Genomic DNA, 14729 nt, shown 5'->3' on the forward strand with positions numbered 1-14729 from the left:
GTTTCTGTCAATAGTTTTTTGTATCCGATTTAAAAAAATCAGTCGAAAATTCCAGCCTTGTCATATTGCGGGGAAATTACGACCTTTGCATTTTCATCCACATAGCCCCATTTTTTCTTTTGGGCGTCCTTGTAGGCCGCCCGGTCCGCTGTCAGAGGCCCCAGTTCCCGGAGCTCGGACCGGAAAGGGGCCACCGGATTCCCGGTTTTGTCGATGATCCCGCCTTTTTCCTTTTCCACTGCTGTGGTCCGGTCCTGGAAGAAGTTCTGGACACTGTCGAACCGGTTGGGGATCACCACTTTGTTGGTCTCGTCGATGAACCCCCACTTTTTGTCCGACTGGAAGGCGGCCAGTCCCTCACTGAAGGGCAGCAGGGCATCGTAGGCTGCCGGGATCACCACCTGGCCTTTGGCATCCACCATGCCCCAGTGGCCCTCGTCCCGGATGAGGGCCAGTTTCCCGTAGAAGGGGGACACAAAACTGTAGGTGGGAGAAATCACTTCCTGGCCTTGTTTGTTCACATAGCCCCGGTACATACTGGAGGGCATCACTGCTCCCGGAGAGATGCCGATGCTGCCGCCCCAGCCGTGATGATGGTGATGATGGTGGTAACCGTAATCTCCCCAATAGGGACCCCAGCCCGGGCCCACGCCCCAGTAGGGACCGCCCCAGCCCCAGCCGTCTCCCCAGCCCCAGCCGATGGAGATGTAATCCAGGAAGCTGTGGCTGGCCCGGCGGACCCCCACTTCCGCCAATCCATTGTCCTGAAAGTCCCCTACGAAGGCATAGGGCTTCAGTTTGGCGTATTTCTTTCCCTGGGTGTCCATGAGCCAGCCTCCGTCCACCACGGCCACCCCCTGGTGGAAGTCCCCGGCCTTTTTCACGCTCATGCTGGGCAGCAGGCTCCCGTCCTTCCGGATATAGAACCACTGGCTGTCTTTTTTCACCGCGGCCAGCCCTTCGCTGAAGCTGCGGACTTCCTTGTACTGGGCGGGGATCACCAGTTTCCCGGTTTTGTCCGCAAAGCCCCATTTGCCCTGGGTTTTCACCGGGGCCAGCCCTTCCTGGAAGGCCCGGGCCTCTTCCCATTCCCCGGGAAGCCTGGCTCCCTGGAGGGTGTAGAAATTCCACTTCTTTTCCGCCACGCCGCCGATGATCCCTTCATTGATATCGGTGATCTTCTTCAGGGTGGGGGCCAGCAGCTGCTTTCCCTCCCGGTCATAAAGGCCGTATTTTCCCTTCAGCTGGACCAGGATCACCGGATCCTCTTTCGGATCCCCCACTGCGATTTTTTTATAGACCAGGGGCAGGATTTCCTTCCCTGCCTGGTCGATCACGCCCTGCTTTCCGTCTTTCTCCACCACGGCCACATGGTCGGCGGCAAAAGCCGTCTGCCCCAAAGCCAGAGAAAGTCCAACCAGCAGAGCCATCTGTTTTCCGTTCATAGAAAACACCTCCGTTCACTTGCCTTATTGTACCATAGAACGGGATCCTGTTACACTGGTCCGGATCAGGCCGCAGAGGGCTTCCATGGCCCGGGTCATGTAGGCCCCCTTCCGCCGGGCCAGGTACAGGGTCCGGTCCAGCGGATGGTCTTTCACCTGGAAGAACACCGACTGATCCGTCCGGGCCAGGGTGGGAAAAGCCAGCCGGGGGATCAGGGCGAACCCATGGTTGGCCAGGGCCAGCCGGTGAGCCAGTTCCACGCTGTCCGTTTCCAGGATGATCCGGGGCTGGATCTTCCCCTCCCGGAAGAACTGATCCGCCTTGTACCGGAGCCCCCGCCCCGGTTTCAGCAGGATAAAGGGCTGATTCCGGAGCCGCCCCACATCCTCCATCACATGGCCGGTACCCGGGGTCCAGGAAAACTGCCGGCTGAAGCCGGGAGGGGCCTCCAGATACACCGTATCCGTCAGCAGCCGGGTGTATTCCAACTCCGGATCGTCAGGGAAATAGGTCAGGGCCAGGTCCAGTTTTCCCTGCCGGAGGAGAGGATTCAGCTGTCGGATCAGGGTTTCCGTCAAACGGAGTTCCACCTGGGGATACAGGGTGCGGAACTGCTCCAGGATCACCGGCAGCAGGGTCTCACTGGAGATCCGGGACAGCCCCAGACGGATCTGGCCGCTTTGGGAATCCCGCAGGTCATGGATCTCCCGGAGACCGTTCTGGTAGTTTTCCACCATGGCCTGGGCCATCCGGGCATAGATTTCTCCCGCCTGTGTCAGGTAGACTCCGCTGGCTTCCCGGACCAGGAGAGGCATCCCTGCTTCCTTTTCCACCGTTTTCACGATCCGGCTGAGAGCAGGCTGGGACAGGCCCAGCTGGGCGGCGGCAGCGGTAATGTTGCCGTTTTCGCAGACTTTCAGGAAATCCCGCAGGTATTTTTCATGGAACATGGCAGTCCCTCCTTTTGTTATATCATTTTTGCTATATCCCTATTATACTATTAAGATTTTACAGTATGGAACCCATTGTCTATAATAAAAGTATCCTGCCGGACAGGCGCTCCGGCTTCCAAAGGAGATCTTTCCATGAAACAACGTTTTCCCGCCTTACTGGCATCCGCCCTGCTGGGCTTCCTGCTCCGGCAGCTGGCCATCCCCATTCCCTATTTGCTGGGAGGCATCATCACCGGTTTTGTTGTACGCACTTTTCTGGATAATTCCTTCCAATGGCCCCGGGCCTGGCGGGGGCTGATGCTGGGGGTAGCCGGCTACGGCATCGGCAGCAACTGCACCCCGGACACCTTCCTTAAAATGAGCCAGGAAACCCTGGGGATCCTGGGTGCCAGCCTGTTCACCCTGGGCGTTTCCGTGGCCGTGGCCATCCACATGCACCGGCACACCTTCGCCAACCTGCTCAGTTCCATTATGGGCTGCCTGCCGGGAGGACTGACAGCCATGACCGTGCTCATGGACGATTATGAGGAAGCAGACGAAAACGTGGTGGTAGTCTCCCAGTGCCTGAGGCTGTTCGTGGTGGAAGTCAGCGTGCCCTTCCTGGCCATCAACCTGTTCGGAGGCCAGATCACCCGGGCCGCCGGCGCCAGTCTGTGGGTCACCACCCTGGGTGATTTCCGGAGCCTGTTCCATCCGGGCTGGCTGCTGGTGGTCCCCCTGGTGTTCCTGGGCCGGTTCCTGGCCCAAAAGACCCATATGCCCACAGGGCAGCTGCTGGGACCCATTCTGATCACTTCCCTCTTTGCTCTGTGGCAGGGCAGTGTGCCCCGGGTCCCGGCTCCCGCCATGGCTTTTGCCCAGCTCCACATCGGCCTGTACATCGGCACCATGATGGACCGGGAAAAACTGCTGAAGACCCGGGAACTGATTCCCAACGTACTCCTGGGTTCCCTTTTGATGGTGGCTTCCAGCGCCGCCCTGTCCCTGTTCATGTCCCGGCTCTACGGTTTTTCCACCCTTACCGCCTTTCTGGCCCTGGCCCCCGGAGGCATTGCGGAAATGTGCCTTACCGGCCTGGAAATGCACCAGGATGTAGCTGTGATCCTTACCTACCAGCTGGTCCGGGTGCTCATGCTGGCCATGGGAGTGCCCTTTGTGATCCGGAGGTTCTTCAAGCCGGACAGCGGAAAAAAAGGGGCTGCTGCATAAGCAGCAGCCCCTTTTTGAGGTCGCGGGCCGCGAGTCGTGAGTCGCGGCCCACTGGATAGAACCTGTCCTTCGGCCAGGTTCTTCTTATTGTGTATAACCGTAGGGGGCGCAGGCCCGGTGCCCCGCAAAATGCACAGATAATCGATGATTTGGCGGGCAGCCCGGCGTGCAGCCCCTATGGTACCGATTTACACATCCAAAAATTTGCCTGCAAATTTTATCATTCGGCCATTGACGATTGACCATTGACGGGGATATTGCATACATATTTTTCACGTGCAATATTCCCCCTTTTTCACTGCCAGTTGATCAACAGCGCTATGGCCACGGTCACCATCTGGGTAGCCAGGAGCATGGAGAACCAGAGAGAATTTTTATACCGCCTTCGATGAAGTAAAACGGAATAAAAAAGGGCTGTTGCATGAGCAACAGCTCCTCAACGTTCAGCTGTCAACGTTCAACGGCCCCAGATACAAAAAATACCCTTGCGGCTTCACAACCGCAAGGGTATTGGTTTTTCATTTGGTGGAGACAAGGAGGATCGAACTCCTGACCTCTTGCATGCCATGCAAGCGCTCTCCCAGCTGAGCTATGCCCCCAAACGACTCCTTAAGTATACCCCCAAAAGGGGTTCCTGTCAACAACTTTTTTCATGGTTTTGAAAAAAACCGTTCAAAGCCTGTGCCAGCAGGCTTCCTTCGGCCATTGACAATTGACCATTGACGGAAAGCGCAGCTTCCCTTACTTCACCAGACTGGTCCACCCGTTTTCCTGGGTGATCTTCCCTTCCTTCATCAGGCGCCCCAGGGCCCGTTTGAAAGCGGCTTTGGAAATGCCGAAGGCGTCTTTGATGATTTCCGGCGGGGTGGCATCGCTGTAGGGCATGGTGCCCTGGCGTTTTTCCAGGAGGGCCAGGATCCGTTCGCTGTCGGTGACCATGGCTTTTTCCTTCACTTCCCGGAGGGACATGTCCACCCGGCCGTCTTCCCGGACGAAAGTGACCCGTCCGGTGACCTTCTGACCGAAGTCCAGCCGTCCGCCAGGCACTTCGCTCCGGTGGATGAAGGCCAGATACCGCTGGGTGGTCAGCAGGAAGAAACCTTCCGGCAGGATGTTGTAGACGGTGCCGGTAAGTTCATCTCCCACCTTCACATCTTTAGCCGGTACGGAAGCCCGGACCATATCCTCTTCCACCCGCATGGTCACGGCCTGCCGGCCGCTTTTATCCCGGTAGAGCTTCACCCATACCAGCTGTCCCGGAGACACATGGCCCCGCATTTCGCTGTAGGGCAGGAATACCCCCCGTTCCGCGCCGATGTCCACAAAGCCCCCCTGCCGGGTGACGGACAGGACCTTCACATACCCCAGCTGTCCTTCCCGCATCTTGGGCAGCTTCATACTGGCGGTCATCCGGCCCTTGGCATCCAGGTACAGGTAGACCTTTACTTTGTCTCCCACTTTCACCGGGCTGGTCTGCTGATGCTGGTGGAGCAGGATGTCATCGGAGGTGTTGCCGGTGCCGGCGTCCAGGAAAGCGCCCACTTCCCCCAGCCGGGCCACGGTCATCTCGCACACGTCCCCCACCCGGTACCGGCCCACAGTCTTGACGGTTACCGGTCCACGTTCCTTTCTCATGCTTCTGTCTCCGTATAGCTTTCGCTGGGAGCATCCGCCCACAGCTGTTCCAGGTTGTAGAAATTCCGCTGGGATTCCTGGAACACATGGGCCACACAGTCGCCGTAATCCAGGAGCACCCAGTTGCCTTCGCTGTACCCTTCCTTGTGGGCCGGCAGCTTCCCTTCCTGGGCCAGTTTGTCTTCGATACCGTCGGCAATAGCCCGCACCTGGGTGGTGCTGGGAGCCGAGCAGATCATGAAGTAGTCGGTTACGGAAGACAGTCCCTCCATGTTCAGCAACAGGATATCCCGTGCTTTTTTGTCCGCAGCCGCCGCTGCAATTTTGTTGGCCAGTTCTTTTCCGGTCATAGTATCATCCTTCCTTTCTCATAAAAACTCATATTTCTCGTTTCACAGAACGTTTGTGCACTCAGATGCTGGGGATCCGCCGGTGGGGGATCTTCAGTTCGTCCAGGGTGGCAGCAATCTTGGAGGGAGTGGTGACCCAGTAGCTGACGCCGCCGATGTCCCCGAAATCCCCCTTCAGGCTGGCGCTCTTCACGCCCCCTTCGCCGAAGATCCGCAGGCAGTTGGCCGCCTTCACCAGCTGGATGAAGGTCATGTCCGTTTTCACATACTCTGACGCCGTGCCGATGATCACGGGCAGCTTCACCATGTTCCCCACGGTGAAGGCCTGTTTGGCCAGGGCTTTCATGAATTTCTGCTGCCGTTCCACCCGGCCGATGTCCCCCATTTCGTCATGACGGAACCGGACGTATTCCCCGGCTTTTTCCCCGTTCAGATGCTGTTTTCCCTTCTTCAGGTGGATCTTCAGGTCTGCGTAGGGGTCTTCGTAATCCATGTCCTGTTCCACATCCAGGTCCACCCCGCCCAGCATATCCACCACTTTGATGAAGCCCTGCCAGTCCACCTGCATGTAGTGGTTCACCGGCACCTGGAGCAGATTGGCCACAGTCCGTTTGGCCAGATTCACGCCCCCGTAGGCGTAGGCCGCGTTGATCTTGTCATGGCCCCGCCGTCCGGGGATGGTCACCCGGGTATCCCGGGGCAGACTCAGGACGGAAACCTGGCTGTTTTCCGGGTCGAAGCTCACCAACAGCATGGCGTCCGTCCGTTTGGGCACGTCCTTGTCAAAGTCTTCGCTGTCCCCATCGTCCGTCCCCAGGAGCAGCACATTGATCCGGTTGGAGAACCCTTCCGTAGTCAGGGTATCCTTCTGGGTTTCGGCCACCTGAGCCCGGGGCCGGAAGAAACGGTTGTAGATCCGCATGCCTGCCGCAAAGCAGCTGGCCATGAGGAAAAGGATCATCACCAGGGAAAAGAAGGCCCGTCCTTTCCGCAGCCGTTTCTTGTACCGCCGGTTCCCTGTTTTCTTTTGGTCTGTCATCTTTTGTTCTGCTCCTGTTATTTCTGATTCTTTTTCTCTTTCAGGACAAGTTCATTGTACCCGGCCAGACAGTCGGGATGGATCAGCATCTCCTGGTCCAGGAGATATTCCATGGTATGTGCATAGGCCTTCCGCATACCGTTTTCCAGGCCTTTCTTCACTTCTTCCCGCATGGTGTCCACCCCGGGGAAATCCCGGTTGGGCTCCACCAGGTCCGCCAGGTAGATCACCATGGCCAGAGGACTCATATGGGCTGCCCCGGTGGTGTGGTACCGGATGCTGGACAGGATGTCCGGATCCGTGACCCCGAATTCATGTTGGGCGTAATAGACCCCCAGTTTGGCATGGATCAGGATGGGCTGGTTCTTTTCCACTTCATCCAGTTCAATGCCCAGTTCCGCCGCCCTGGCAATGAAATCCTTTTTGGGGACCTGCCGCCCGCTGTCATGGAGCAGGCCGGCAATGGCGGCTTTCTCTTCGTCCACTCCGTACAGCCGGGCCAGTTCAACGGCCGTCTGGCTGACGGCCAGGGTATGATGGAAGCGTTTGGCCGGCAGTTCTTTTTCCAGCCGTTCTTTCATTTCGTTCAATTCCATAGGTTTTCCCCTCCCAAGAAAAAAACAGAGAAGCCCCTACTGACGGTAGAGGTCTCTCTGTTCGATGTATTCCGCTACTGCCTTGGGGATCATGGTATCCACCGGTTCGCCTTTCCGGATCCGTTCCCGGATCGCTGTGGAAGAAATGTCCAGTTCCGGTGTATCCACCCAGACCAGATTCTTCAGTCCCTGCCGGGCCAGATCCTCGCTGACTTTCTCCTTCTGGGGAGCAAAGCCGGGCCGGGCCGCCGCCGCAAAGGTGGCATAGGTCATGGCCTCCCGGATATGGTGCCAGGTGGGCAGCTGTTCTGCCGAATCGGCCCCGATGATGAAGTACAGATCGTAGAACCGGTGCCATTTCCGGTGGAGCTTCCGGAGGGTATCGCAGGTGTAGGATACGCCGCCCCGGTCCAGTTCCATGGAGGAAACCGTGTACCGGGGATTTTCCCCTGCCCCCAGGATGGTCATGGCCAGCCGGTCTGCAGAGGGAGAACAGTGCCAGCCCCGTTTGTGGGGCGGAATGTAGTCCGGGATGAACAGGATCCTGTCCAGTCCCAGTTTGTCCAGCATGGCACGGGCGATCATCAGATGTCCGTTGTGGATGGGATCGAAGGTCCCGCCCAGGATGCCCAGGCGCTGACGGCCCATGTTCTCCACTCTCCTTTGTGATGGTGATACCAGAGTATTATAACAGGGAAAAGAAACGAAAACAAGAATATAGCCGTGACAAATGTATGGAAAATGGGCCCCAAAGGCCCATTTGTCAGCAGCGGATCCGCTTCCGTTCTTTGTAGTACACCAGGGTCAGGCCCGCTTCTTCGGCCATCTGTTTCCCCTTGGCGAAATCCCGGCCCACATGTTCCTTGTAATGGGCGTCGCTGCCCAGGGTGGCGTATCTCCCCCCCAGTTCCCGGAACCGTTTGTACAGCTTCAGGAGGGGCGGGATCACGCTGTCATCCCCCAGCCGCCGGGTGTTGATCTCCAGGGCCTTGTCCTCTGCGATCAGCAGCCGGAACACCCGGTCCCACAGGTCCGGATGGTCTTCATAATACAGATTGGGATCCGGATAGGGCATATACCGGCAGATATAGTCGATGTGCCCGTAGGAATCGAAATCCGGCTTCCTTTCCAGGTACCGGACGGAATCTTCCAGATACCGGCGCACCGCCTGGTCCTTGGTAAGCCCTTCATAGGTGGTGGGTTCGTACATGTCCAGCCCGTCGAAACAGTGCATGGACCCCACCACTTCGTCAAAGGGATGGGCCTGGACCATTTTCCGGTCTTCCTCGATGGCCCGGGGCTGGAGCCCCACCTCGATGCCCAGGAGCACCTGGCTGCTGCGGTAAGGCCCGTCCTTTTTGAAATAGTCGTCGATGTCGAACAGGAACATCTCCGGATTGGTGGGATAGTACCGGTCCCAGTGTTCCGTCAGGATGATCCCGATTCCCTGAGCCCTGGCCGCTGCTGCAGCATCCTGGATGGTCTGTTCCGCATCGCAGGAATAATCTGCATGGGTATGGGTATCAAACAGCATGGGCACGCACCTCTTTTCCTGTTTTTACACGTTGAAGCGGAATTCCACTACATCCCCGTCCTGCATGATGTAGTCCTTGCCTTCCAGACGCACCAGGCCCTTTTCCTTGGCCGCCTGTTTGGAGCCGCACTTCACCAGGTCGTCATAAGAGACGATTTCCGCCCGGATGAAGCCTTTTTCAAAGTCCGTATGGATCTTCCCGGCTGCCTGAGGCGCGGTGGAACCCTGGACGATGGTCCAGGCCCGGGATTCCATTTCCCCGGCGGTAAGGAAGGTCTGGAGCCCCAGCAGCTTGAACCCGGCTTTGATGAGACGGTCCAGGCCGGCTTCGGAAAGGCCTTCCATTTCCAGGTATTCCTTGGCTTCGTCTTCCGGCAGTTCGGCAATCTCTTCTTCCACTTTGGCGGAGATCACGATCACCTGGGCGTTTTCTTTGGCGGCATAGTCTTCCAGGGCCTTCACATAGGGATTCCCGGACCAGTCCGCCGCTTCTTCTTCCGCCACATTGGCCACATAGAGGATGGGTTTGGAGGTCAGGAGATCCAGTTCCTTCAGGCCGGCTTTTTCATCGTCGGTCATTTCCACCCGGCGCACCGGGATTCCTTCTCCCAGGGCATCGGAGATCCGCTGGAGCAGGTCAGCCCGGGCGGCAGCCTTCTTGTCCCCGGCCTTGATCAGCTTCTGGGCCTTCACCAGCTGCTTTTCCACGCTTTCCAGATCCGCCAGGCACAGTTCCGTGTTGATGATTTCCACGTCCCGGACCGGATCGATGGACCCTTCCACATGGGTGATGTTCCCGTCTTCAAAGCACCGGACCACTTCGGCGATGGCATCGGTCTGACGGATGTGGGACAGGAACTTGTTCCCCAGGCCTTCCCCTTTGGAAGCCCCTTTCACCAGGCCGGCAATGTCCACGAACTTCATCCCCGCCGGTACGATCTTTTTGGAATGGAACATGTCCGCCAGCACTTTCAGCCGGGCATCAGGCACGTCCACCACGCCCACGTTGGGCTCTATGGTACAGAAAGGATAGTTGGCCGCTTCGGCCCCTGCCTTGGTGATGGCGTTGAACAGGGTGCTTTTGCCCACGTTGGGCAGGCCCACGATTCCCATTTCCAGATTGGTAGAACTCATATTGTATCTCTCCTTCATGCAGACTATTGTTTATTATATCATATTCCGGTGTCCATCTTCACCACCCGGAACCGGAACTTTTTCCCTCCGGGCAGGTATTTCAGCAGGAACCGTTCCTCTTCCGGGATCCTTCCCAGCACATCCACCCGCCGGTCCGCCGGCAGTTCCGTGAGACAGATCTCCAGTTCCCCGGCATACCGGCCGTAAAGAGGATTGTCCAGTGTCACATCCCCGGCATGGCAGCGGCGGAAAGGCAGTTTGGGAATTTCCACCCCTTTCCACAGGGCCCGGCTGTTTACCGTGCGGATCACTTCTTCCGCCTCGTCCGGACGGGTTTCATACACATGGTGTGCCAGTACCGGGTACAGGGGCCTGTCCTCCCACACCTGGAGGGTCAGTTCCAGCACCTCACCGGATACCCGGGCCAGATCTTCCAGTTCCTGCCGGTCCGGACCGTCGTCCCCAATGTATACAGCGTCCAGGCCCAGGGCCGCCAGCTGCCGGGCTCCCTGGGATACGGTCCGGTGCCGGTCCTGTTCCAGGGTGGGGAGCCCTTCCCGAAGGGGTCCCCGCCGTCCCTTCCGGCTGGCCACAAAGGCCCCTACCGGAATGCCCAGCCGGTGGAACAGGTCATTCTGCCGGCGCAGGTAGCCTTCGGAAAGGCCGGTGTGGGGATGGGGATAAAAATTGTGGAGCGCTTCCATCCGGGACAGGTCCACCCCCTGGCGTTCCAGTGCTTCCAGCAGGTCTTCTCCCACCGCAGAAGCATTGAGCACCAGTTTCCGGTCCGGATACCGGTCCTGGAGGGCCTTCATGGCTTCCGGAGTGTATCCGTCATCCAGCCGCAGGGAAGTCAGCGTTTCCGGTACCGGGCGCCCGGGCACCAGATCCCCTACGGTTTCCATGGACAGTTCCCGGGCCCGGGCCAAAAGCGGTGCCACTTCCCGGTCAAAGGCCTCCGGATCTGTTTCCGGGATGTGGAAGGAAAGGAACAGACGGGTGATCCCCAGTGCCGCAGCCTCTTCCAGCCGCCGGAGACAGTCTTCCAAAGGCCGTCCTAGGCCGGGGTACAGGGAGATTCCTTTTGCCAATTTCGTCATACTAGAACGCCTCCTTGAGGGAATCATTCAGTGGTTAAGTGGGTAAGTGGGTAAGTGATTAGGTGGTTAAGTGTTTTTTCTCTGCACTCTGCACTCTGCACTCTTCACTCTTCACTCTGCACTCTTATCTTCAAACCCCAGCACCCAGGTGGCCGCGAAACCGGCTGCGTAGGAAACCAGGAGCCCCAGCAGGTACACGGGCACGTTGGTGGTGCTGGGAGCCAGAGGAAGACCGGAAATCCCCAGGGCCGCCGCACCCACCTGGAAGGCCGCCTGGACGGCGCCTCCGCAGGCGCCTCCGATGCAGGCCCCGATGAAGGGCCGTCCCAGAGGCAGGGTCACCCCGTAGATCAGCGGTTCCCCCACCCCCAGGAACCCCACCGGCAGAGCGGAGGCCACCACTTTCCGGATCCGGGGATCCCGGGTCTTTGCATAGACCGCCAGGGCGGCCCCCACCTGTCCCCCGCCGGCCATGGCCAGGATGGGCAGCAGGATGGTGTACCCGTACTGGGCGATCAACTGGGCATGGATGGGGGTCAGTCCCTGATGGACTCCCAGCATCACCAGGGGCAGGAACAGGCCCCCCAGCACAAAGCCGGTAAAGGCTCCGCCCCGGCTCACCGCTTCCGTGGCGGCATAGCCGATGCCTTCCGCCGCCCAGTCTCCCAAAGGCTGGAACACAAACAGGGTGGCAAAAGCCATAATCCCCAGTACCAGGAAGGGAGTCAGGAACAGGTCCAGGGCTTCCGGCACCAGTTTGCGGATCCGTTTTTCCAGCAGGGCTCCCAGGGCCGCTGCCAGCAGCACCGCCACCACGCCTCCCCGGCCGGGGATGAGGGCCTGGCCGTACAGGGTGATCCCGGCAAGGCCCGGATGGCTGATGAGAGCCCCCAGGACTCCGCCCAGCACCGGAGACCCGCCGAACTCTTTGGCGGCGTTCCAGCCCACGAACAGGTTCATGGCCCAGAACACGGCATTCCCGGCCAGTCCCAGGATCTGGAAAAAAGCATGGCCGGCCAGCTGGGGATCCAGCCGACGGACGATGTTCAGGATCCCGGTCAAAAGACCGCAGCCGATGAACCCGGGGATGAGAGGCACAAAGATCCCGGCGATCCGTTTCAGAAACAATTTCCCGGGGGTGGCGTTCCGGGCCCGGATGGCCTCATGGAGTTCTTTTCCGTCCCCCACTTTTCCGGTGAAATCTCCCAGAACAGGCTGCTCCGTTTCCTTCTTTTCCCCTGGAAGATCCGGTGCTTCCTGGAGCAGAGCCTGGAAAGCATCGGTGACCTGGGCAGCCTTTCCCGGCCCCAGGATGATCTGGAGCTCCGGTCCCGCCTCATTGATCCCCATGACCCCCGGCAGTTTTTCCAGGGCCTGCCGGTCCACTGCCCGGTCCGCCAGCTGGAGCCGGAGCCGGGTCATGCAGTGGCTGGCCTGGAGCACGTTGTCCCGGGGCCCCACCAAGTCCAGGATGGCCCGGGCCAGGTCCTTATTTTCCATGGGCCGCCTCCCATTCCTCCACGGCCTTCCGGGCACTGCCCCGGTTCCGGGCCAGGCTCAGCCGGGCTTCTTCCCGGGAACAGCCGGTGACGGTGCAGACAATATGCAGGGCCCGTTCCAGGAGTTTTTCGTTGGTGGCCTTCACGTCGATCATCAGGTTCCCCCGGACCTTTCCCAGCTTCACCATGGCTCCGGTGGTGATCATGTTCAGCACCATTTTGGTGGCAGTGCCCGCCTTCATCCGGGTGGATCCGGTGATCACTTCCGGCCCCGGCAGCACCGTAAGGCACAGATCCGCCAGTTTGGCCATGGGGGACTGACGGCTGCAGCAGAGCCCCAGTACCGCGCAGCCCCGTTCCCGTGCTTCCTTCATGCCCCCCAGCACATAGGGAGTCCGGCCGGAGGCACTGATGCCCATCACCACATCCAGGGGAGTCAGTTCCTTGTTCCAGATATCGTCCCGGCCCTGTTCCTCGCTGTCTTCCGCCCCTTCCTTGGCCCGGAAGATGGCTTCATAGCCTCCGGCGATGAGCCCCTGGATCTGTTCCGGGTCGGTGCTGTAGGTAGGGGGGCACTCCACCGCATCCAGGATCCCCAGCCGTCCGGAGGTACCGCTGCCCATGTAGAACAGCCGGCCGCCCCGGCCCAGCCGGTCCGCCACCAGGTCCACCGCCAGGGCAATGGCCGGCAGAATCTTTTCCACTGCATCGGCCACCTTGTGGTCCTCCCGGTTGATGATTTCCACCAGTTCCTGGGTGGATACCTTGTCAATGGCAACGGAAGCGGGATTCCGCTGTTCCGTAGAAAGCTTGTCCAGATCGATCATTGAAAAAAACCTCCAGCCTTTTGCTATGCTATAATAAAGAGTGTTTTGTCGATAGGTACCCCATGGAGAGGATCCCTTCCCCATGGTCAGCAGAAAAAGGAGATCCACCATGAAAGCAATCATCAACGGCAGACTTATTTTACCACAAGAAATCCGGGAGGGACAGGCGCTCCTGTTCGGGGAGACCCTGGAGGGATTCTGTGAGCCGGACCGGCTGCCGGCCGGCACGGAGATCATCGATGCCCAGGGAGCCTACGTATCCCCCGGGTTCCTTAATCTCCACATCCACGGCTGCGGAGGAAAAGATGCCATGGACGGCACCCGGGAGGCCCTTGGAACCATGAGCCGGCTGCTGCCATCCACCGGGGTCACCGGCTGGCTGCCCACCACCATGACGTCCAGCGGAGACGCCATCACCCGGGCTCTTTCCGCCATCCGGGAAGCCCGGGGCAGGGCAACCGGGGCGGAGATCCTGGGGGCCAACCTGGAAGGACCCTTCATCAGCGAAAGATATAAGGGAGCCCAGAAGGCCTGCCACATCCAGAAAGCCCACTGGGATCTGGTGGAACCCTTCACCGGTCTGATCCGGATCCTGACCCTGGCTCCGGAGACCCTTACGGACATGGATTTCATTCCCCGGTGCTGCCGGGCGGGGATCATCGTGTCCCTGGGCCACAGCGACGCCACCTATGAGGAGGCAGCCCGGGCCATATCTGCAGGGGCCAGCCACATCACCCACCTGTACAATGCCATGAGTCCCCTCCATCACCGTAAGCCCGGCCTGGTGGGGGCAGCCCTGACTCTGCCGGTGACCTGCGAACTGATTGCCGACGGGATCCACATCCACCCGGCGGCCCTGGAGCTGGCGGTGCGGACCAAGGGCCTCAGCCGGATAGTGCTGATCACTGATTCCATGCGGGCCTGTCTCTTGGGAGAAGGGAAAAGCGAACTGGGGGGCCAGACCGTGTACGTAAAGGACGGCCGGGCCACCCTGGAAGACGGCACCCTGGCCGGCAGCATCCTGACCATGGAACAGGCAGTCCGGAACATCTGGAAATGGGCCCACCTGACCCTGCCCCAGGCCGTCCAGTTGGCCACCGCCAACCCGGCCCGGGAACTGGGCCTCACCGACCGGGGCACCCTGGAACCAGGAAAACGGGCGGACATCACCATGTTTGACGAAGATTTCCGGATTTTGCGGACATACGTAAAGGGGTGCTGCGCATTCTGCGCAGCACCCCTGGCCGCGGGTCACCAGTCACGGGCCAAATGAAAAATTTCCAGGCAAATTTTTGAACGGGTAAACCGGTACCGTAGGGGCTGCACGCCGGGCAGCCCGCCAAATCATCGATTATCTGTGCATTTTGCGGGGCGCCGGGCCTGCGCCCCCTACGGTTATACACAATA

The 14729-nt window shown here is 59.4% G+C and carries 14 protein-coding genes and 1 tRNA gene; 2 read left to right on the forward strand and 13 right to left on the reverse strand.

The genetic code is table 11. From position 1 onward, the window contains the following. Positions 1-38: 38 nt before the first annotated feature. Both ACZOF8_RS03165 and ACZOF8_RS03170 read right to left on the reverse strand, forming a co-directional pair. On the reverse strand, positions 39-1445 hold the full coding sequence (locus ACZOF8_RS03165; RefSeq protein ID WP_487426546.1) for a WG repeat-containing protein: 1407 nt from the start codon (positions 1443-1445) through the stop codon (positions 39-41). Positions 1446-1469: 24 nt separating this feature from the next. Next, entirely contained in the window at positions 1470-2396 is a 927-nt protein-coding gene (locus ACZOF8_RS03170; RefSeq protein WP_022487946.1) for a LysR family transcriptional regulator, read from the reverse strand. Positions 2397-2531: 135 nt separating this feature from the next. On the opposite strand from ACZOF8_RS03170, the gene ACZOF8_RS03175 reads away from it, so the two are divergent. Beyond that, a complete protein-coding gene (locus ACZOF8_RS03175) occupies positions 2532-3608 on the forward strand; it encodes an AbrB family transcriptional regulator (protein WP_487426547.1) in 1077 nt (358 codons plus the stop codon). Positions 3609-4131: 523 nt separating this feature from the next. On the opposite strand, the gene ACZOF8_RS03180 is transcribed toward ACZOF8_RS03175, so the two are convergent. The 11 genes from ACZOF8_RS03180 to murQ form a co-directional block, all read right to left on the reverse strand. Beyond that, a tRNA-Ala gene (locus ACZOF8_RS03180) sits at positions 4132-4207 on the reverse strand. Positions 4208-4349: 142 nt separating this feature from the next. Next, positions 4350-5243 carry a CvfB family protein gene (locus ACZOF8_RS03185; RefSeq protein ID WP_329778216.1) on the reverse strand — a complete coding sequence of 298 codons (894 nt, stop codon included), beginning with the start codon at positions 5241-5243 and terminating at the stop codon, positions 4350-4352. Next, positions 5240-5593 carry a ribosome silencing factor gene (gene rsfS / locus ACZOF8_RS03190; protein WP_012937544.1) on the reverse strand — a complete coding sequence of 118 codons (354 nt, stop codon included), beginning with the start codon at positions 5591-5593 and terminating at the stop codon, positions 5240-5242. The genes ACZOF8_RS03185 and rsfS overlap by 4 nt, the downstream gene beginning before the upstream one ends. Before the next feature lie 61 nt (positions 5594-5654). Continuing rightward, positions 5655-6632 carry an LCP family protein gene (locus ACZOF8_RS03195; protein ID WP_022487943.1) on the reverse strand — a complete coding sequence of 326 codons (978 nt, stop codon included), beginning with the start codon at positions 6630-6632 and terminating at the stop codon, positions 5655-5657. A 17-nt stretch (positions 6633-6649) separates the two neighbouring features. Further along, positions 6650-7228 (reverse strand): bis(5'-nucleosyl)-tetraphosphatase (symmetrical) YqeK, encoded by a 579-nt coding sequence (yqeK, locus tag ACZOF8_RS03200; protein WP_022487942.1) that lies wholly within the window; start codon positions 7226-7228, stop codon positions 6650-6652. 36 nt (positions 7229-7264) lie between these two features. Then, positions 7265-7876 (reverse strand): nicotinate-nucleotide adenylyltransferase, encoded by a 612-nt coding sequence (gene nadD / locus ACZOF8_RS03205; protein ID WP_022487941.1) that lies wholly within the window; start codon positions 7874-7876, stop codon positions 7265-7267. A 115-nt stretch (positions 7877-7991) separates the two neighbouring features. Next, positions 7992-8762 (reverse strand): histidinol-phosphatase HisJ family protein, encoded by a 771-nt coding sequence (locus ACZOF8_RS03210; protein ID WP_487426548.1) that lies wholly within the window; start codon positions 8760-8762, stop codon positions 7992-7994. Between the two features lie 24 nt (positions 8763-8786). Continuing rightward, positions 8787-9896, reverse strand: a complete 1110-nt coding sequence (gene ychF / locus ACZOF8_RS03215) for a redox-regulated ATPase YchF (protein ID WP_022487939.1) — start codon at positions 9894-9896, stop codon at positions 8787-8789. Positions 9897-9934: 38 nt separating this feature from the next. Then, the gene (locus ACZOF8_RS03220) at positions 9935-10996 is read right to left on the reverse strand and encodes a MupG family TIM beta-alpha barrel fold protein (RefSeq protein WP_303225512.1); all 1062 of its coding nucleotides are present in this window, start codon (positions 10994-10996) and stop codon (positions 9935-9937) included. 111 nt (positions 10997-11107) lie between these two features. After that, complete coding sequence (locus tag ACZOF8_RS03225; RefSeq protein WP_487426549.1) at positions 11108-12496, reverse strand: PTS transporter subunit EIIC; 1389 nt, start codon at positions 12494-12496, stop codon at positions 11108-11110. Then, positions 12486-13322 (reverse strand): N-acetylmuramic acid 6-phosphate etherase, encoded by an 837-nt coding sequence (murQ, locus tag ACZOF8_RS03230; RefSeq protein ID WP_022487936.1) that lies wholly within the window; start codon positions 13320-13322, stop codon positions 12486-12488. Before murQ ends, ACZOF8_RS03225 begins: the two co-directional genes overlap by 11 nt. 109 nt (positions 13323-13431) lie before the next feature. Between murQ and nagA the strand changes: the two genes are divergently transcribed. Beyond that, positions 13432-14595 (forward strand): N-acetylglucosamine-6-phosphate deacetylase, encoded by a 1164-nt coding sequence (gene nagA / locus ACZOF8_RS03235; RefSeq protein ID WP_487426550.1) that lies wholly within the window; start codon positions 13432-13434, stop codon positions 14593-14595. Positions 14596-14729: the final 134 nt, after the last annotated feature.

The sequence above is a fragment of the Acidaminococcus sp. genome (assembly GCF_057597765.1).